This window comes from Anoxybacillus sp. UARK-01, from assembly GCF_002075365.1.
Taxonomy (GTDB): Bacteria; Bacillota; Bacilli; order Bacillales; family Anoxybacillaceae; genus Anoxybacteroides; species Anoxybacteroides rupiense.
The window spans coordinates 258,509-278,075 of record NZ_NASY01000042.1 but is presented as its reverse complement, the minus strand read 5'-3'; the positions used below and the strand labels follow the sequence as shown (position 1 = coordinate 278,075).

Here is a 19,567-nt window from a genome sequence, read left to right as displayed (position 1 = left end):
TTATTCGCCCCGCTCCTCTCTCAAATACGGCTCGGCGGCCTCCTTCGCAATCATTCCCGCCTGCAGCCGCTCTCTAATGCTCGCTGCGAGCGTATGCATTCCTAATGCCCGGCTTGTCTGCATCACATTGACGATTTGGTGGACCTTCTCATTGCGAATTAAATTCGCCACCGCCGCGCTGTTCAGCAGCACTTCTGTCACAGCCACCCGCCCCGTTTTTTGCACATTCGGAAACAGACGCTGTGAAATTACTGCCACTAGAACGGACGCAAGCTGAATGCGGATTTGCGCCTGCTGCGCAGGCGGAAAGACATCGATGATGCGGTCAATCGTCGCCGGAGCATTCGACGTATGAAGCGTGCCGAGAACAAGATGGCCCGTTTCCGCTGCGGTAATCGCCGTGTGTATCGTTTCGAGATCGCGCATTTCGCCGACTAAAATCACATCCGGATCTTGGCGCAGCGCTGCGCGCAATCCGTTGGCAAAACTGTTCGTATCAAATCCGACCTCGCGCTGGTCAATAATGCAGCCGCCATGCTTATGCAAATATTCAATCGGATCTTCAAGCGTAATAATGTGCTTCCTCATCGTTTTGTTCATGTAGTCAATCATCGCCGCTAGCGTTGTCGATTTTCCGCTGCCGGTCGGTCCCGTGACCAGGACGAGCCCTTGAGGCTTGGCGGCAACCTGCTTGAGCACCTCGGGAAGCTTTAATTCATCAATCGTTGGAATTCTTGTTGGAATGATGCGAATCGCCAGCGAAATACAGGAGCGCTGTTTAAATACATTCACGCGAAAGCGGGAAACCCCGGGAATTCCATAAGAAAAATCCAACTCCCCTTGTTCTTCAAACCGCGGCCATAATGTTTCGGAAATGATCGCTTTCGCTATTCCTTCCGTATCCTCGGGACGCAGCGCTTCCTGTCCGTATCGCTTTAACTCTCCATTTATGCGTATAATGGGCGGAACGCCCACCGTTAAATGAACATCGGAGGCCTTCGCTTCAAAAGCCGTCCGCAATAAACGGTCTAATCGTTGCTTCATCCTTCTCACCTTTAACTTAAAATCGCCACTTTCAGAACTTCTTCCAGTGTCGTCCATCCTTGCTTCACTTTGAATAAACCGTCGTCAATCAAAAAAATCATCTTATTTTTGACCGCCAGCTCACGCAGCTTGGATAACGGTTCATGATTTAAAATGACCCGCCGCATGTCATCGGTCATGACCAATAATTCATGAATGGCCATTCTTCCTTTATAGCCTGTCATATTGCACGTTGGACAGCCGCGGCCGCGAACTAATTTTTCGATTTTCATACCGCGCCGCGCAAAAATCTCGACTTCCCGCTTCGTCGGCTCCTGTTCCTCTTGGCAGTCGCGGCAAACGCGGCGGACAAGCCGCTGCGAAACCACGCCCGCAAGCGATGTCGCAACAAGAAACGGTTCAATTCCCATATCGATAAGCCGAGTGATGGTGCTTAGCGCGTCATTTGTATGCAAGGTGCTTAATACGAGATGTCCTGTTAATGAAGCACGAATCGCCACTTCGGCCGTTTCGCGGTCGCGAATTTCGCCCACCATAATGATGTTTGGGTCTTGGCGCAAAATGGAGCGCAGTCCGTTGGCAAAGGTGAGCCCGACATTCGGGTTCACTTGGATTTGATTGATCCCTTCAAGCTGATATTCAACCGGGTCCTCAATCGTGATAATATTGACCTCCTCATTGTTTAAGCGATTTAACGCCGCATACAAAGTCGAAGATTTTCCTGATCCTGTCGGCCCTGTAATTAACACGATGCCTGTCGGCCGTTCAATCAGTTCAATAAAGCGCTGCAAATTCAGCCGATTAAATCCAAGCTTATGAATATCGTTTAACGCTGCACCTAAATCAAGAACGCGCATGACAATTTTTTCACCATAGACGGTCGGCAGCGTTGAAACACGCAAATCAACGGGGTGAAAATCTATATTCATTTTAATCCGTCCGTCCTGTGGAACGCGATGCTCGGTTATATCCATATTTGCCAATATTTTTATTCTCGCTGTTAAGACGCTCTGCATATGCTTAGGAAGCGCGCGGTCGGTGCGCAGCACTCCATCAATCCGATAGCGGATTAGCACTTTCGTTTCTTGAGGATCGATATGAATATCGCTCGCCCGCTGCTCAACGGCCAGCTGCAATATTTGATTCACAAGCCGGACAATCGGCGAATCTTCTTCAGCCGCTCGCTCCTCTTCCATTGCATCTTGAGTGGAGGCCAGCTGCAAAAAATCTTCAATCGATTCATCCATATCATAATATTTATTGACAGCTCGCAAAATATCGTCCTTGGAGGCAATGGCGGTTTCAATATGAAATCCTGTTGAGAGCCGCAAATCATCAATCACAAAAAAATCCATCGGATCAGCCATTGCCACAAGCAGACGATCCCCATCAATCTTAAGAGGCATGACCATATGGCGCTTCGCAAACTCCTTCGCCACGAGATTCGTCAGCTTCGGATCAATCGGATAGCGATATAAACTGACATGCGGAATGCCAAGCTGGAATTCCAACACTTCGATGAGCTGCTGTTCGGTAATATAGCCGCGCTGCAGCAGCGCATCTCCCAGCTTCTGGCCAGGCGCCTTCTCCTTCAACGCTTCCTCCAGCTGCGCTTGGGTAATTAGCCCGGCTTCTACTAATAAATCTCCTAGCCGCTTCCGTTCTTGCTTTTTCATGCTCATCATCCCTACTTTTCATACGGCGTGTTCTCATTTTGCTCATCGGCCGTTTTTGGAGTTTGTTCACTTGGATTTTGACTGTTTTCCGTTTGTTCTTGTTCCTTTTCGTTTGCTGGCTGCTGTTGCTGTCCGCTTTGGAGAGCGCCATTTGCCCCTTGATCGGCTGCATCTTGCGGTAAATCATCTCCAAGCTCCAACCCGCGGACTTCAATGGCATAAACCGGCGGATAAAAATCTTCGGAAACCTCTTTTGCTTCGATCAATTGATTGGTTTCGTCATATACTTCCTTTTTCACTTTAACAAGCATTCCTTGCTGGCCTTGCTGTTTCATTTGACGTTCATTTGGTTTGAAACGCGAGCTATATTGCACAATGGTTTTCGGTGCAAAATATTCGATGTCCCCCACTTTTATCACATATTTATAAGCAAATGGAAGCCCCATCAGCGTCACGCGAAAGCCGCTGCCCGTTTGCTGAAATTTCAAAGTATACGAATTGATATTCGGATTATAAAAGGAGAAGTCACGGTTCTCTTTATCTACTTTTGCTTCATAGCCAATCGGAATGCCGTTTGGCAAGCTGCGGCTCGTATGGCGCTCGACAATGGTAAAGTTCGTCGGCAAAACCGCCTGATAAATAGCGGAAGCAAGAAGACTCATTCCATCTGGAGATAGGCTTCCTTGTAAATAAGCCGTGAGTGAAAAAACACTTTTCCCTTTCACTTCGATGGTTGGATGGTCGGCAATCCATGCGGTTATTTCCGCGCGTTGCTTGCCTAAGTCGCTTATCACCGCTTCGCTCACCTGCATAGTTTCCGCCGTTTTCTGAGAATCTACATAGCGGGCCAGATCGATCGCCGGAGGATTGGCCGGCAGTTGGGAGGCCACAGCAGCGATATCTTTCTCCAATTGTTTGCGATTGAGCGAAGACAATAAGGCCGGGGCTACAAGTTTCTCAATAAAGGGTGAAAGCGACTCGCCGTTCATTTGTACAATAAGTGGTGACGCTTGTCCGTCCACAGCTTGATCGACGCTTTTTTCAACTTGGAATGAAAATAATGACAAAGGAATCGTTTCTGTCTTTTCTTGATACGCGATTTTTATATTGACAGAATCTCTCCACTGATTCACTTTCTCCGCGATTCGCTGAACCGCCTCTTCTTTGGATAAATTGGCAAGTAGCACTGGTCCAACCATCGTATTCGCAGCAAACGTTTCTTTGACAAAATAGGATGAATAGACAAACGGAGCCGCTTGTGCAAAACTAATGAAATAGACGGTGCAAGCGCCGATGACTAAAAACAGCTTAACCCCAGCTAATGGCCGCACAATCGAAAGCCTCCTTTTCTTATGCATCCACATTCATTGATAAATCGATCATCACACTTGGCCCTTCCGTTTGTGCCTTGACAATATGCTCAGCGGTTAAAATCGTTCCGGCTTTGATTAAAATGTGGCCATTAAGATCCAAAATATCCTTTTTCACACGCTTGCCCTGCAATAGCTCCATTTGTTTTTCCCGCAGCGCTTTTAGCGCATTGTGTTCCTTTATTTCTTCTATTGCGGCTGTTTCCGCCTCGGCCTCGTTTGCCTCATGGATCGGCGCTTCTATTTTTTCAGCCAGCATGCCCGCATCATCAAGCAAAGAATCCGGAGCAGTTTCGCTGACAATTAAAATATCCTTTCCATACGTGAGTACCCATTCAGAAGACAGAATCGCCTGACGCCCCTCTGTTTGCAAGTGGATGCCCATAATTTCTCCCGTTTCGTCATTGATGAAAAATTCCGTTACCTCGCCAAGCAATTCTCCTTTTCTGGTCATGGCCTTTGTATTTTTAATTCGGATTTGTTTGTTGACGAGCTGGTTGGCAATCGGGATTTCCGCCAGATCAATCACCGCGCGATCATCCTCTACTGTTACCGCAAATTCGCCGATGCCGACGATTTTTTTAAACGGAATCGCCTTTAAGCCAAACGCCACATCCTCTTGTTCAATCGTTAAAAAGTCGACAGATCCTTTTTCAGGATTGATGATGAGCAATTTGACCGTTCCGATTTGTCCTCCATCTGCAATGCTTATAATCGGCAGTCCTATGATTTGAGCACTAGTTTTCATCTCTTCTCTTCACCACACCTGTTCATTTATAATCGTTCATTTTCTGAGCAAAAAAGCGAATTTCCTCCAGTAAAATCGGGTAAGAGGAAAATCTCTCCCGCAAATGGTCAAGCCACGAGGCTAGTTTCTCGTATTCTTTTTCTTGAAAATAATGCTCCACGAGCAGACGCGCCAATAAATAATACTCTTGATTCGCGAGCGGCCGCTGCAGGCATTGCAAAATTTGCTGTTCATACTCATTCTTGTTCAACTGATGGCGAATGAGCAGCCATTCGTCCGCCAACGTCTGGATGATGCGGCTGCTTACCTTTCGTGCATTCGATGCCTCTAAGGATGCAGGATCAAGCGGCTCTGTATGCGGATGGGCTTCTCCCCATTCTTCTTGGATCATTGGGAAATCTTCAGCGACTGCGCTCTCTCCTTTGTCTTGTGAAGACCGCTCCGCTTCCTCTTGCAAGTCTTGCTGTTCATAAACAGAAGACCAGCCGCCTGCAAAATCTGAACTTTTTTCTCGTAAAAACGACTCATCGTCAAGCGGCTCTTTTTCCGCCGCCACTCTCTCCGTTTCATTGTTCATGATCGCTTCCGGCTGATCTTGGGACATGTGTAGCCACGCATCGCCTGTGCTTGGATGTTTTCCCAGTTGCCCCCCATCCTCGATCATGTCTTCTACTGTTGTGAGATCAGCAACGAGCCATTCATCCTCCCACGTTGTATCCAGCGGGTTTAGCCAATCTGTTGCTCTCTCTTTGTCCGCTTCCTCACCGAAAAATATTTCCTCTTCCAGTTTCCCGCCTTCTCCAAACGCTCGCTCTTCTTCTACCTCATCGGGAAACAGCCCTCCGTCCCGATCATCTAGCTCCACATTCTCCGCTGTTTCCTTTGATGGCTGTTCAGCTGCCCCCATCCATTCTTCCAGCTCTCCGTCTTTCCAAACAGGCCGAGCGTCCTGTTCGTGTGTGCTTGCCTCCTGATCAGCCAAAGCCCATGAATCTAGCGGCTCTGATTCCATAGGCAGCCGAGTCTCGACTTGGTCATTTCCCAATGGCCACTCTGGTAATTCACTTGCTGTTTCCCTCGATTTCTCTTTTTTATTTGCCTCCCCCTCAAGTCCCTCTTTTGGTTCCTCATCGTCAAACAGCCAATGATCCAGCTCCGCCTCTGTGCTGCTTGCAGTCTCTTTGCCCGTTATCAGCCCCTCTTCTATTTCTCTATCAGCAGGCGGCCAAACGGGAAATTCTTGTTCACGATCTGTTGACATCAAGAGTTCTTTCTCCCCATTCTCTCTCTCATCGACAGCTGGTGCTTTGGCCATCCTTTCTCTTTCCGTCTCGAATGCAAATAACTCGTCTTCATCCTCTTCCTTCGCAACGGCGTAAAGAAGGTGGCCAAAGCGCCGGTCAAGTAGATAGGTCGCTGCTAAAGCAAGCAGCAACAGCAGCAGGCACAGCTGCCAGAACGGAAACATAGGTGCAGCAGCGGCGGCCAAAAGCGCGAGCGACAAAGAAACGACAAGCGCTGCTGTTTTGCCGCTCCTGCTTAAACCAACGGGGAGCATCAATAACAAGGGAACAGCCACGACAAACGCAATCAATATAAAGAAAATCGACTTCAATGTTTCACCCCGTTTCTCGGTACAAGCTACGACAAATTTCCTAAAAATAAAACAATATTTTACTCTAACATATTGTATAATAAAGTTATATATTTTAAAAGAAGGGTGTGCCAAATGGGAAAAAAGAAATTCATTCCACCCTGTCACTCGGAAGGATTCACCTTAATTGAGGTGTTGGCATCCATTGTCATTTTGTCCGCAGCCGCCACAGGTATTTTTTTATTTTTTACCCATGCGATGAAATATACCGCATACAACCAAGATAAAACGGTAGCCATTAACGTCGCCCGCGGCGTGCTAGTATATATGGAGCACCTTGATTTTTCTTCGCTTAAACAATATGTGCAAGAAGAACAAAATAGTACAAATGAACCATATGCGACCATTGATGGATCAAAATGCCAACTATCGCTCTTTGAAGATCAACAAGTTTGTCGCGCGTTGCTGCAGCCGATGATTAATAATGTTCAATATAATGAACAACGCATCCGTGTATTTCTTATGCCTTATAATGACAGCAGCCAATGGGAGGCCTTAAAAAAAGCGCCGCCACCTGAGTTCCCCCCCTCATTGCGGCAAAAGCTTCAAGAGGAAACCATTGAAAATAACGATTCCAATCTCCAAAACTATTTATTAAAAATCGTTGTCATTGTCCGCTGGGGAGACAGCTGGGAGCAGTCGGAGTGGCTTGAAGGGGTGGTGGCAAATGAAACCATTCGTTAAAAACAGCAGGGGATTATCGTTAGTCGAAGTGCTAGCTGCAGTGGCGATCTCTTCTTTTATCCTCGCTTCGATTTATGGTGTGCTACTAAGCGGAATCAACGCCTATAAGCGGATCGGCATCGAAAACGAGCTGCGCAGCGAAGCCGACTATGTCGTGGCCATGATGATGAATCAGCTCTACCAATTTTCTCCTGATGGCATTGATACGATTGAGAGCAGCACCGTAAACGGCCAGCTTGTATTTGTCAATAATAAACAAAAAAATATTAATTCAGAGGTTGGTTGGGTCGAGGATCACACAACAGACCAAGGGGCCTTATTGAATATTGAGTTGAAAAATGATGCGCTGTTTATAAACGGCACGAAAATCAGCTCCGACCAGCTTCGCATTATTACAAACCAATCCCGCGTTTCATACAGCTGTGTGAAAGAAGAGGGAAGCATTTGCCGAAGCGGTGTTGTCACATTGATGCTTGCCGTTCAGGATCATGACCACGCCGATCCTAGCGATAGGCTTTACATCAAGCCCTTTACCTTGAAAACGGAATTTGGATTTTGATAAGGAAGTGAAACCATGAACGAGAAAGGCTATAGCTTAGTGCTCACGATGCTCGTTGTCACGATTTTTTTTATGCTTGGCTTGACGATTCTATCTGTCAGCTTGTATCAAGCGAACTTTACGAAAATTCGTGTGGAGGATGTCGAATCGCTTCATGAGGCGACCAAGTCCATTCAAGAAGCGATCGCCGAAATAAAAGTAAAGGTGGAAAATCTTCAACTGTCTACCCCTGCACAGCTTGACATGGATTTAGGCAATGCCCAAGCTGGATTTATTCACCAGGTAAGCGGACGGTATAAAGTATCCATTCAAGATCTGACAGAAATGAAAGAAATTGATCGCAGCAAGCTATTTACGCGAGTATACGTCATTTCCAAAACAGCAGGGAAGCGGACGGTATCGCGCCAGGTCATTATCACCAATACGCCTAGTTTTTTAAAATATGCGATCGGTTCGCGGCAGGATGTGACATTAAATGGCGGAGCCTATATTGACGGAAACATTTATGCCGGACGCGATTTTTATATGGCGAATGTCGCCAATTATATTTACAACTCGCAAATGTACAGCCAGCTTACTTCGTTTCCAACGACGAGCCCAACAAGCATTTTATTTGCCAACGGAAACCGCTATGTGTGCGAACAGTCAAACAGTGCGCCAGCCTGCTATCAGCCATCCTCAACAGGATTTACGAAAAGCGAGCTTTTTGCGACTAATCCTTCCCTTCCGTTCCAGTACACAAGCCCATCCGTCCAAACAGAAGATGGGGAGTTTATGGATGTGGACTTCGATTTTACATTAAAAGATAAGCTATTAAGCGCCGCCGGCATTAACGCCTTTGATCCGGATCTAACTGCCCAGGCACAATATCAATCGCTTATCCAGCTTCCGGTTTCACGTCTATTAAGCGAATTAAAAAATCGCTTTACCGTTATTCATGACATCCAACAGCTTCCAGATGCTATCAATAATAGCAATCTATCGATTTTACTCGACGGATATTCTTCTGAATATTTGGATCTTAGTACCCTGGAGTTGAAGGAGAATCAATGGCTGATTATCAATGGGAACGCTTATTTGGAAAACAGCGGAGCCACAGAGCTTACCATAAAAGGAAATCTGATTATTTTAGGAAATTTGGCTGTTCGCGGAGTGGTCGCCTTCGATTCAACGATTTATGTTATGGGAAACACTTCGATTTATAATGCTACCATTTCTGGAATCAATGATAAAGAAGTCGTCTTATTGACCAAAGGCGAGTTGGAAATCGCCCGCATTAACGAGTTTCAAAATGAATTTTCATTGACAAAGCCCAATTTAAAAGGGTACTTCTATACGGACTCCAATGCGATTTTATATGCTGTCGGCTCTTATATTCATATTCAAGGCGGGATCTTTGCGCGGGGAACATCCTCTCTCATTCCTAATACCGATGCGAATGGCCTTGTTATTAACGCCTACCGCGGCTCTACGTCAGACACCGGCCGTAATATCGACTTCACCCAACCTTCGCTGCCAGAGAACCTGCAAGCGGAACAAGCAAGATTTGTTATTCATCACGATATGAATGTCTTTATTCATCGCGGCTTAGGGCTGCCGCTTGTGAAAAAACTAGCCGTTATTCCCGATCAGCTTGAAGTTAAATAAAAGGAGCTCGGTTACTGAGCTCCTTTTCGCTTTAATTGCTGAATAATTTTCTCATGATGCCAATAGGTGGCTAACGATAAAGCAGTGTTTCCGGTTTGATCTTTGACGCGCACATCGGCTCCGTGCTCTAAAAGCAGGGATACAAGCGGTTCATAACCGTACTCCGCTGCGATCATAAGCGCCGTTTTGCCAATTTTCGTCTTGGCATTGACATCGGCCCGTGCCTTTAGCAAATAGCGAACCGTTTCTAAGTAATTTCCGGCCACCGCTTGAAATAAAGCGGTTTCCCCTTCTTTGTCTGCATGGTCAATGTCCGCCCCGTGCTCATGTAAAAATTGAACGATTTCTGTCTGTCCGCTTTGCGCGGCGACCATTAACGGTGTCGTTCCGCTTTGATTGGCGGCATTGACGTCCGCTCCTTGTTGATAAAGAAGCCGAACCCATTCTAATTCGCCGCTGCCAGCGGCATAATGAAGCGGCGTATTGCCATCGCGATCGCGCTCTTTTGCCGTGCGCTGATTGGCCATCTTCTCGACAAGCTCGCCGTTTTGCTCAGCTCCTTGCGAAGAGGTCGCAACAATCACAAAACTAAGCGGAGGAAGCGGCATGTAAGCCGACTTCGCCCCCGCCTGCAAAAGCTCAAGAGCCACCTGTTTCTTGTTTTGCTGCATCGCGATATCGAGAGGGGACCCGTTTTTTGTCTTAAAATTGACATCCTTTTCCTCGGCAATATATTGCCTGACTGCTTGGATATCACCCTTTTGAATCGCTTGAATCAATTGCTGCCGCTTTTCTTCCTTCGATGGAAAGCAGCCGCCTAATAACAATGCTATGAGCATGATGATCCATAGTTTTTTCACGCTGCTTCACATCCTTATCTAATACAGCCAGCCATTTTCGCCGCCATTTGAATGATCCGTGTGCTCGACGATGCGAATCGTGGTCGTCGCCGTCCAAACCTTACTGTTTTCATCCGTCACTTGAACGGTAAGCACCGTCTGTCCTAGTCGTTTGCCAGTAACTTCTCCGCTGTCATCGACGACCGCATAATAACTGTCCTCTACATGATATTCATAGCTTGTAATTGAAGTGGTCGCATTGGCTGGTATTTTCGCCAAATAAGCTCGCACGCTGAACGTTTTTCCTTTTTCGACCGTTATCGTTGACGGAAGCGAAATGCCGGTCAACGGCACTCCCACATGAATGACGGCTGTTCCTTGAACGCCATTGTGGGCGGTCGCCGTAATCACCGCTGTTCCTGTACCGACACCGACCACTTTTCCGTTTTCATCGACTGTGGCAACGGTCGAATCAGATGAGCTCCATTGAATCTGTTTATTTGTTGCGTTTCCCGGCAAAATCGTCGCCTTCAAAGAAAGCTTGTCATGAAGATGGATGGAGGCCGTCGCTGGAAAAACAGTGACGCTCTCGACCGGAACGGCTCGAACTGTGACATTGACCGTCTTCTCCACCAGCTGATCGTCCGCATCAAAGGCTTTCGCGGTCAATGTGGTCACTCCTTCTGTTTTTCCGGTTATCGTCCCATTGATTTGATCGAGATCGGCATATCGATTATCGCCAATGGAATACGCAACGCTTTCCCTCGCATCCGCTGGTGTAACGGTGATCGGAATTGGTATGGTCTCTCCGACCCTAACCGTAAAATCGCTCATCTCAATCGAATCGACCGGAATGCGGACGATCGCTTTTGTTTTTGCCGTTCGTTCATTGCCAAATGCGTCTTTCACTTTCACCGTTACTTCCGCACTTCCTTTATTGATCGCGGTAAGCACTCCCATTTTGTCCACTGATACGATCGAGCCATTGCTAGCTTCGCTCCATTCTATCGATGCGACGGTAGCGTTTTGCGGCGAAATGCTCAAAAGCAGGTTTAAATTTTTCGGTACGCCGCGATTGATAAAGACGGTATCAGGAAGTGAGACACTGGTGATTTCATAATCAGACACAAAGCGCAGCGGATTAAAGGACAAATTCGCTGTCTGGCCATTCAAATCTTGATACGATAAAGTAGCTTGCTGCAGCGAAAACTCCCCTTTTTTCGTCGGCGTCAGCTGAATGGCAAAGGTCTGCTGAGGCGCTGTAAAGAGCGAGCCATTCTGCTGATACGAAATGTTCGGCAATTTTCCTGTAATCGTATACCCCTGATCGATGCTTCCTTGTTTAGTAAAGCCGTTTGGAAGCGAGGTCACCTCCACGCCAGCCGGCAGCTTTTCTTGAAACTGAATATTGGTGACGGTTAACGGCGAGTTAGTCGTTAAGGAAAGCTGTTTTGGGTTCAGCGTATACTCCACTGTCACGCTGCGATCAACAGGAGTCAGCGTCGCTGTAATGGAGCGGCTCACCTCAAGATTGGCGGTCACCCTTTGAATGGTTACTTGAAACTCCTTCGTCACTTTGGCTCCTTTTGCGTCTGTTACTTCAATTTTGATAGTCGCTTTCCCACCGTTCGGCATTTGATGAGGAATCGACTGAATGACTGTCGTTCCGTTTGGCACAAGGCTGTTCGAATATACTTCGTTTCCGTTCAGCCATACTTTCGTGGCCAGCGTGCGGTCCGTTAAATCCAAATCTTCCACCTTATAAGACAGCTCAATCTTTTGATTGCTCGGAATTTCCTCCGTCTCCCGCGGGGTAAACACGGTCAGCTGCGGTGCATGATTGGAACCGAAAAAGGCGCGATACATTGTATTGACGAACAGCTTTTGCTCATCGTCTGGGAAGCCAGCCGATGTGCCGACATGCCCCGTTCCCGAATAGGTCACATTTCCTTTCGAATACGTATAGTAATGGTTCCAGCTGTCATACACATCGCGATTGGACCCGACGATGTTATACCAAGGAATGACCGAGCTGTCTTCGAGATCGAGCGTATAATATTGATTGTGCGTCGTGGCCACTGTAATGTTGTCAGCAAGCTGAAACGGATAGTCGGTGATTAAGCCGCTGTTCACCCTTTTCGTGCTTGTCGACGTATTCGGCGCTCCATTTCCTAAATCTGTTTGCGGCTGAATTTGGCCGACAATGGATCCGAATTCATTCACCCAAACGTTATTTTTTCCAAACATAATATCATGAGTAAACATGACACTTTGTCCTGTCGCAATAAAATTCTTCACAGACTGGACCGCATTCGCGTTTAAGTTGATGGGATTGTTACAGCCGTTATAACAATCGGCAAATCCGAAAATAATCATATCGTACTTGCCATTGATCACTTCATGAGAGTAATTCGGTTCATATTGCCGGCTTTTTTGAAAGTCGCTTAATGTTGTCACATCGATCGAAATTTCATATTCATTCGTCCGCTTTAAATAGGACTGGTTCATGTTTTTGCTGTTTAGAAGCGAGCTGGCATCATTTCCGCTGCGGATTTGCAGCACGTTAATTTTAGGGACGACATCCTGAAATTTGACATATCCTTTTTCATAGTCCTTCAGTGCTGTAGCCTCGTCAACGACTTCCAGCTTCCAGTAGCGCACGCCGGAAAATCCGGCTGGAAACGTGTAAGAAATCGTGCCTGACTGACTCTTGACTTCCTTAGAAGCCACAATTTCTTCATTCGTATATTGATCGTTAAAATCAGAATCAATATACAAATTAACAGTAAGCAGCTTATTTGAAAAGCGTTGGTAATTGACAATCTGGTAAGAAAAGGTGATGCTGTCTCCTTTTTTAAATACTTGCGTGGATGATGGGGCGCTTGTCACCTGGACGCGCGGACGGCCCGCCCGGTTCGCTAAATAATTGGCGAGACCGGTTTGATTTTGGAACACAATCACGTTGCTGGCCGTGTTTGCTCGATATTGCTTAAACTGTTGGTACAATTTACTGTCGGTATATTTGAATACGTCTTGATGCAGAAACACGGGCAACCCTTTATCAATATAAAACTGTTTGATTTGCTGCGCGCGTAAATTGGTTATATCGTTCATCACGTCTCTCGTATCATGGGCACGGGCTCGCTGCGAAGAACTGGAGTCTGGTGATGACTTGACGGAAGCAGGACTATAATCTCCTTTTGAAATCACAATCGCGTCGTATTTGCCATCCAGTTCATCGCGCAGCGCCACAAATCGCTTCATCGTCATCGTCGTGATGTTAATATCTTGGCGACTGCCGATTTCCTGCTGTAAAGGCGATGGAGAAGATAATTGACTTACAATCTCCAACACTTCAAACGAATTGGTGCTTGCGGCAGCATGTTTTACAAAGCTTGCCGGAAAAAACGGAAGCAGCAGCAACACCGACAAAAGTACCAAAAATGACCTTTTCACAGCAATCCCCCCTCCCAAAGTCCCATTTTCTTTATTATAACAGCAATCATAGCTATAAATATATTAATTTTTTAAAAACTTTCGTACTTCTGAAATATAATAAAGCGATCCCGTAATTAAAAAAAGATCTTGTTCTGTATATTTTTCTTGTTTTTCAGTCAGCCATTCTTGCCAATTCTCCGTACATGCTTTATTTGGATGTGAGCATAGCTCCTCGAGCTGTTTAGCCGTCGCTGCCCGCGGAAAATCGAACGATGTGAACGTGATCGAAGCAGCCATATTCGCAAGTGTCTGAATCATTTTGTTAAGCGGTTTATCTGTTAAAGCGGCAAACAAGATATGCACAGCTTTATCCGCATAATGTGTTTTTACCGTTTCAATCAAGCTCTGAATCCCTTCCTCGTTATGAGCTCCATCAATAATCATGAGCGGTTCATTAGAAATCCTTTCAAAGCGTCCCAGCCATTGCGCCTGTTCAATTCCACTGCGAATATGAGATTCTTCAATAATAAAAGAATAATAGGTCCGCAAATAATCAGCGGCCATGACGGCAAGCGCCGCATTTTTCACTTGGTGCGCTCCAAACATCGTCGTTGCTAAACGGGGATATTGGGCAAACGGAGTTTCGACGGAAAATTGCTCTCCTGTCTCCATTGGCTCAAAATCTGCTGCGGCAAAATCACGGTCAAGAATATAGGCCTTCGCTTTTGCCTCAGCTGCTCTCTCTTTTATAACCTGAAGCGCCTCCGGTTGCTCAACAGCCGTGATCACGGGAACTCCCGGCTTGATAATACCCGCTTTTTCAAATGCGATTGCTTCAAGCGTTTCCCCTAATATATGCATATGGTCATATCCGATGTTTGTAATAATCGATAGCAACGGATAAATGATATTCGTGGAATCGCATCGCCCTCCAAGGCCTGTTTCTATCACAACCACATCTTGAATGTTCACTTTGCCGAAGTAATAAAACATCATGGCTGTAATGATTTCAAATTCGGTCGGCTCTCCAAGCTCCGTTTTTCCTAACTCTTCAGCAAGCGGTTCGATGGTTTGCGCAAGCTGAAGCAGCTCCGCATCGGAAATCGGCTGACCGTTCACACTTATCCGTTCGTTGAATTGTTCAACATAAGGAGACGTGAACGTTCCGACTGAATAGCCCGCTTCCTGTAAAATTTGTCGTAAATAGCAAAGCGTCGACCCTTTTCCGTTTGTTCCTGCAATATGAACAGCTTTTACCCGGCGTTCTGGATGGCCAAGCTTGTCCATCATCCATTCCATCCGCTTTAATCCTGGCTTAATTCCCAAGCGTAACCGTTGATGAATCCATTTGAGTGCCTCATCATATGTTTGGATCATGTTCTCTCCTCCTCACGGATTTTTTGCGGCAAGCAAAAGGAAGACGGAATCCTACGCATGGACCCGTCTTCATCATATATGACCGATTCAGCTATTGTCTATCCTCAGGTGTGTTGATGATCCAATAAAAGCCTATTGACATTGCTTAATTCCTAGCTTTTCTGCCATAGTCGACAAGCCATTCGTTGGGCGTGCATCATCAACACTTGTGGTCTATCCTTTTAATTCAGCAATGCGCGCCCGCACAGCATCGCGTTTTTCCATGTAGTCTTGTTCTTTTTTGCGTTCTTCCTCAATGACATGCGCCGGCGCTTTGGTGATGAAGCCTTCGTTGCTTAGTTTCTTCTGAACTCGTTCTACCTCTTTATCGAGCTTTTCAAGTTCTTTTTCTAAACGCTTTAATTCTTCTTCAATATTGATAAGGCCCTCAAGCGGCAAGCTGAGCTCTGCGCCGGTAACGACCGCTGTCATCGCTTTTTCAGCTGCAGCTATATCTGTACCAATCACCAGCTCGCTAGGATTGCAGAAGCGTTCAATGTAAGCGCGGTTTCGCTCAAGCGTTGCTTGAATAGCAGCATCCTTTGCTTTAATATGCAGTTTAATGGGCTTGCTTAACGGAGTATTCACTTCCGCGCGAATATTGCGCACGGCACGGATTATATCAACAAGCAGACGCATTTCTTCGGCCGCTTCACGATCTGTCCATTCAGAACGCACCTTTGGCCAAGATGCGACCGTAATGGATTTGCCTTCATGAGGCAAATGCTGCCAAATTTCCTCGGTAATGAACGGCATAAATGGATGCAGCAGGCGCATCGTTTGATCAAGTACATAGGCAAGCACCGAACGAGTAGTTTTTTTGGCCGCTTCATCAGCGCCATATAGGGGCAGTTTCGCCATTTCAATGTACCAGTCGCATAGATCGTCCCAAATAAAGTTATAAAGAACGCGTCCGACTTCGCCGAACTCATATTTTTCTACAAGCTTTGTAACCGTTTCAATCGTTTCATTTAAACAAGTTAAAATCCATTTATCAGCAACGGATTTTTCACCGTCCAAATCAATCTCTTCATACGTTAAACCATCCATATTCATCAGAGCGAAACGTGAAGCGTTCCATACTTTATTGGCAAAATTCCATGTTGCTTCTACCTTTTCCGTGCTGAAGCGTAGGTCTTGGCCCGGCGAGCTGCCTGTCGCTAAGAAATAACGCAGCGAATCAGCGCCATATTGGTCGATGACGTCCATCGGGTCCACGCCATTGCCGAGCGATTTACTCATTTTTCGTCCTTGAGCATCGCGTACCAAGCCATGGATCAATACATCTTTAAACGGACGAGTGCCGGTAAATTCAAGAGCTTGGAAAATCATGCGCGATACCCAGAAGAAAATGATGTCGTAGCCTGTTACAAGCACATCCGTTGGATAGTAGCGCTGATAATCACTTGACTCTTTATTTGGCCAGCCCATTGTTGAAAATGGCCACAATGCCGAGCTGAACCATGTATCTAATACATCTGGATCTTGTTCCCAGTTTTCAATATCTGCCGGCGGTTCATGATCCACATAGATGTCACCCGTTTCTTTGTGATACCAAGCTGGGATGCGATGTCCCCACCATAATTGCCGTGAAATACACCAATCGCGGATATTTTCCATCCAATGTAAATACGTTTTCTCAAATCGCTCTGGCACAAAGTTGACTTTGTCCTCTCTTTTTTGCCATTCAATCGCAGCTTCAGCAAGCGGCTTCATGTTCACGAACCATTGTGTTGATAAATACGGCTCGACAACAGCTCCGCTGCGCTCGCTATGGCCGACAGAATGCAAATGCTCTTCAATTTTAAATAAGACGCCTTGCTCTTGGAGATCCTTGACAATTTTCTTGCGGCATTCAAAACGGTCCAATCCTTTATACTGCATAGCGTGATCGTTCATTGTTCCGTCTTCGTTCATGACGAGAATGCGCGGCAGATTATGGCGATTGCCGATTTCAAAGTCGTTCGGATCATGTGCAGGAGTAATTTTGACAGCTCCAGAGCCAAACTCCATATCGACGTATTCATCGCCAATAATCGGGATTTCCCGACCGGTAATCGGCAGAATCACCGTTTTGCCAATTAAATGTTGATAGCGTTCATCTTCTGGATGCACGGCCACTGCTGTGTCACCAAGCATGGTTTCTGGACGCGTTGTCGCTACCTCAATATATCCTGAGCCGTCGGCGAGCGGATAGCGCATATGATAGAGCGCACCTTGCACGTCTTTGTAAATCACTTCAATATCTGATAAAGCGGTTTTTGTCACTGGATCCCAGTTGATAATATATTCTCCGCGATAAATCAACCCTTTTCGGTAAAGGGACACAAATACTTCACGCACCGCCTTTGATAACCCTTCATCTAAGGTAAAGCGCTCGCGTGTGTAATCAAGCCCAAGGCCTAATTTTGCCCATTGCGCACGAATATGGCTCGCATATTCCTCTTTCCACTTCCATGTTTCCTCCACAAATTTTTCTCTCCCTAAATCGTAACGAGAAAGTCCCTGATTGCGCAGCTTTTCTTCCACCTTTGCCTGCGTCGCAATACCTGCATGGTCCATTCCCGGAAGCCATAACACATCATAGCCCTGCATTCGCTTGATGCGTGTGATAATGTCTTGCAGCGTCGTATCCCACGCATGTCCTAAATGCAGTTTTCCTGTTACGTTCGGTGGCGGAATGACGATGGTAAACGGCTGCTTGTCTTCTCCGCCAGCCGCTTCAAAAAATTTGCCTTCAAGCCACCATTGATAGCGATTCGTTTCAACCGCTTTATGATCGTACTTCGTCGGCATCGTCAACTCTTTTGTATCCATCTGTTTATCCCTCCTAATGATGTTTCTGCAAAATAAAAAACTCCCTTCATCCGAAAAGGACGAAAGGAGATCTCTTTCGCGGTACCACCTTTTTTCCTAAGCAAACCAAAAAACGCTTAGGCACCTCAGGCATTAACGGCTGCAACCGGCTTCTTTTACTAAGCTAAGCACTGTTCAAAGAAGCAGCTCAAGGGCGACCTTCCAACGATAACGTCCTAGGAAATCTCGCAGCTATTGATTTCCCTCTCTGAAAGGGTTATTCGTTGTACTCTTCCCTGTCTTCGCTTTTCATCTGTTCACTATACATACTACCGAAAAACTAATTTCATCGTCAATCATCTTTTCCATCTTTTTATCGGTTTATTCTTATCTTTAATTTCCGGTGACAAAAAACGTTTGGTTTCATACTGTAATAGTAATGGCTGATAGAAAGGAGGGAACATCCATGAAAAGGTTTAATCCATATTCTTGGCCGCCATGGCTTCGGCAAATTCGCATCGTTTGTGTGCAAATCATTATTCCGATTACGATTTTTCAGGCGGTTCGAACGATTTTCTTGCCAACGACCTTCGATGTCATCTTATTGGCGATCTTCATCTTGCTGGCGATCGCTTTCCGGCTCGAGTGGATTTAGGGTTTGCTCTTCCCCCTTTTTTTCATTGATCTGGACAAGCCGCATCATGATATATTCTATTTGCTTCATTCTCCAATATTCCCGATGCAGCTGCACAACGCTATCGTATTCGCTCTTTTCCTGCTTTTGTTCTCCATATCGGGAAATCAATCGATAGAAATGAGACGGAGGAGCGGCGTGGCTCATAAAAAAAGCCCTCTCTTCCTCCTGAATCATCAATTGCCCTTCATATTCGCTGAATCCCTGAATCCAGCTCTCATCCATTGGCGGCGCGATCCGCACGTAATCTTGTAAAGATAGCCATACATCGGCAAGCGGCGAAGCCCAGCGCGCCCGTTCCCAGCTTAAAAAACACCGTTTTCCCTGATGATGGTTAGGAATATAATGAGATAACGCCGGCTTTCCATGGATGAAAGAAATCCGCCACTTTTTTTGTTCTTTTATTCTTTCATACCAAGTTTCGAGCTGCGTCTCCGCAAACCAGTATGCCTGCATCGTTTCATGAAAATACGTACAAAAGTGCAGCTGAAAGGGGGACATATACCACTCTTTCTCGCATTGCTCCGCATAAGCTTGCAAAAATGAGCGCTGCTTTTCCCATTCCTGCTTCTGTGCCTCGTAATATTTTTTCACTTCTTCTTGATTGATTGGAACCTCTTGCAGCGTCTGGCGATGCAGCCACGCAAGATCGCGAAAAAACGAAAGAAAGCGGTTCTCCTCACGCTTTTCCTCGCCAGATATCCACGGCATTAAATAATAATAGCGGCCGGCTTCTGCGACAAATGGCGCCCCATTTCTCGCGGCGTAAATGGGCACGATATGCGGTCCGTAAAACCGATACGCTTGCTTCACTGCCTGAAGGCTTTTTTGGCTTTTGATTTCCTTGAGCACAAAAACCCCTTCATTTGTATATATTTTTTTCACCTTTCCATCATTCACAATATGGGAAGGCTGCAAATGGTATTGTCTTAAAATGACATGGTCATCCAATCGCGTATTCAAAAAAATCCCCCTTTCCTTGCATTCGAAAAGAAATCTCCC

The 19,567-nt window shown here is 46.2% G+C and carries 14 protein-coding genes and 1 other annotated feature; of the genes, 4 read left to right on the top strand and 10 right to left on the bottom strand.

Features of this window, described 5'->3' with window-relative positions:
• From B6A27_RS10995 to B6A27_RS10975, 5 genes are read right to left on the bottom strand one after another with little or no spacing between them, the layout of a single operon-like run.
• Complete coding sequence (locus tag B6A27_RS10995) at window positions 1-1,044, bottom strand: type IV pilus twitching motility protein PilT (RefSeq protein ID WP_044742922.1); 1,044 nt, start codon at window positions 1,042-1,044, stop codon at window positions 1-3.
• An 11-nt stretch (window positions 1,045-1,055) separates the two neighbouring features.
• Window positions 1,056-2,720, bottom strand: a complete 1,665-nt coding sequence (locus B6A27_RS10990) for a GspE/PulE family protein (protein WP_080862131.1) — start codon at window positions 2,718-2,720, stop codon at window positions 1,056-1,058.
• An 11-nt stretch (window positions 2,721-2,731) separates the two neighbouring features.
• Window positions 2,732-4,051 carry a VanW family protein gene (locus B6A27_RS10985; RefSeq protein WP_080862130.1) on the bottom strand — a complete coding sequence of 440 codons (1,320 nt, stop codon included), beginning with the start codon at window positions 4,049-4,051 and terminating at the stop codon, window positions 2,732-2,734.
• A gap of 19 nt (window positions 4,052-4,070) precedes the next feature.
• Window positions 4,071-4,838 carry a PRC-barrel domain-containing protein gene (locus tag B6A27_RS10980; protein ID WP_080862129.1) on the bottom strand — a complete coding sequence of 256 codons (768 nt, stop codon included), beginning with the start codon at window positions 4,836-4,838 and terminating at the stop codon, window positions 4,071-4,073.
• A gap of 22 nt (window positions 4,839-4,860) precedes the next feature.
• Window positions 4,861-6,453 carry a hypothetical protein gene (locus tag B6A27_RS10975; protein ID WP_080862128.1) on the bottom strand — a complete coding sequence of 531 codons (1,593 nt, stop codon included), beginning with the start codon at window positions 6,451-6,453 and terminating at the stop codon, window positions 4,861-4,863.
• 114 nt (window positions 6,454-6,567) lie between these two features.
• Between B6A27_RS10975 and B6A27_RS10970 the strand changes: the two genes are divergently transcribed.
• Genes B6A27_RS10970 through B6A27_RS10960 form a run of 3 tightly spaced genes read left to right on the top strand, consistent with a single transcriptional unit; the run spans window position 6,568 to window position 9,382 of the window.
• Window positions 6,568-7,176, top strand: a complete 609-nt coding sequence (locus B6A27_RS10970; protein WP_080862127.1) for a type IV pilus modification PilV family protein — start codon at window positions 6,568-6,570, stop codon at window positions 7,174-7,176.
• Window positions 7,160-7,735 (top strand): PulJ/GspJ family protein, encoded by a 576-nt coding sequence (locus B6A27_RS10965; protein WP_044742928.1) that lies wholly within the window; start codon window positions 7,160-7,162, stop codon window positions 7,733-7,735. Before B6A27_RS10970 ends, B6A27_RS10965 begins: the two co-directional genes overlap by 17 nt.
• A gap of 15 nt (window positions 7,736-7,750) precedes the next feature.
• Complete coding sequence (locus B6A27_RS10960; RefSeq protein ID WP_080862126.1) at window positions 7,751-9,382, top strand: hypothetical protein; 1,632 nt, start codon at window positions 7,751-7,753, stop codon at window positions 9,380-9,382.
• An 11-nt stretch (window positions 9,383-9,393) separates the two neighbouring features.
• On the opposite strand, the gene B6A27_RS10955 is transcribed toward B6A27_RS10960, so the two are convergent.
• The 4 genes from B6A27_RS10955 to B6A27_RS10940 all read right to left on the bottom strand — a co-directional run bounded on the left by B6A27_RS10955 (window position 9,394) and on the right by B6A27_RS10940 (window position 17,892).
• Window positions 9,394-10,242, bottom strand: coding sequence for an ankyrin repeat domain-containing protein (locus B6A27_RS10955; protein WP_080862125.1), 849 nt, complete (start codon window positions 10,240-10,242; stop codon window positions 9,394-9,396).
• An 18-nt stretch (window positions 10,243-10,260) separates the two neighbouring features.
• Window positions 10,261-13,677 (bottom strand): Ig-like domain-containing protein, encoded by a 3,417-nt coding sequence (locus B6A27_RS10950; protein ID WP_080862124.1) that lies wholly within the window; start codon window positions 13,675-13,677, stop codon window positions 10,261-10,263.
• A 63-nt stretch (window positions 13,678-13,740) separates the two neighbouring features.
• The gene (locus B6A27_RS10945; protein ID WP_080862123.1) at window positions 13,741-15,036 is read right to left on the bottom strand and encodes a bifunctional folylpolyglutamate synthase/dihydrofolate synthase; all 1,296 of its coding nucleotides are present in this window, start codon (window positions 15,034-15,036) and stop codon (window positions 13,741-13,743) included.
• Between the two features lie 213 nt (window positions 15,037-15,249).
• Window positions 15,250-17,892, bottom strand: a complete 2,643-nt coding sequence (locus tag B6A27_RS10940) for a valine--tRNA ligase (protein ID WP_080862122.1) — start codon at window positions 17,890-17,892, stop codon at window positions 15,250-15,252.
• Window positions 17,893-17,944: 52 nt separating this feature from the next.
• Window positions 17,945-18,183 (bottom strand) — a binding site (T-box leader).
• A 154-nt stretch (window positions 18,184-18,337) separates the two neighbouring features.
• Between B6A27_RS10940 and B6A27_RS10935 the strand changes: the two genes are divergently transcribed.
• Window positions 18,338-18,526 (top strand): hypothetical protein, encoded by a 189-nt coding sequence (locus B6A27_RS10935; protein ID WP_044742934.1) that lies wholly within the window; start codon window positions 18,338-18,340, stop codon window positions 18,524-18,526.
• On the opposite strand, the gene ysxE is transcribed toward B6A27_RS10935, so the two are convergent.
• The gene (gene ysxE, locus B6A27_RS10930) at window positions 18,473-19,528 is read right to left on the bottom strand and encodes a spore coat protein YsxE (RefSeq protein ID WP_201722559.1); all 1,056 of its coding nucleotides are present in this window, start codon (window positions 19,526-19,528) and stop codon (window positions 18,473-18,475) included. The genes B6A27_RS10935 and ysxE overlap by 54 nt on opposite strands.
• Between the last annotated feature and the right edge of the window lie 39 nt (window positions 19,529-19,567).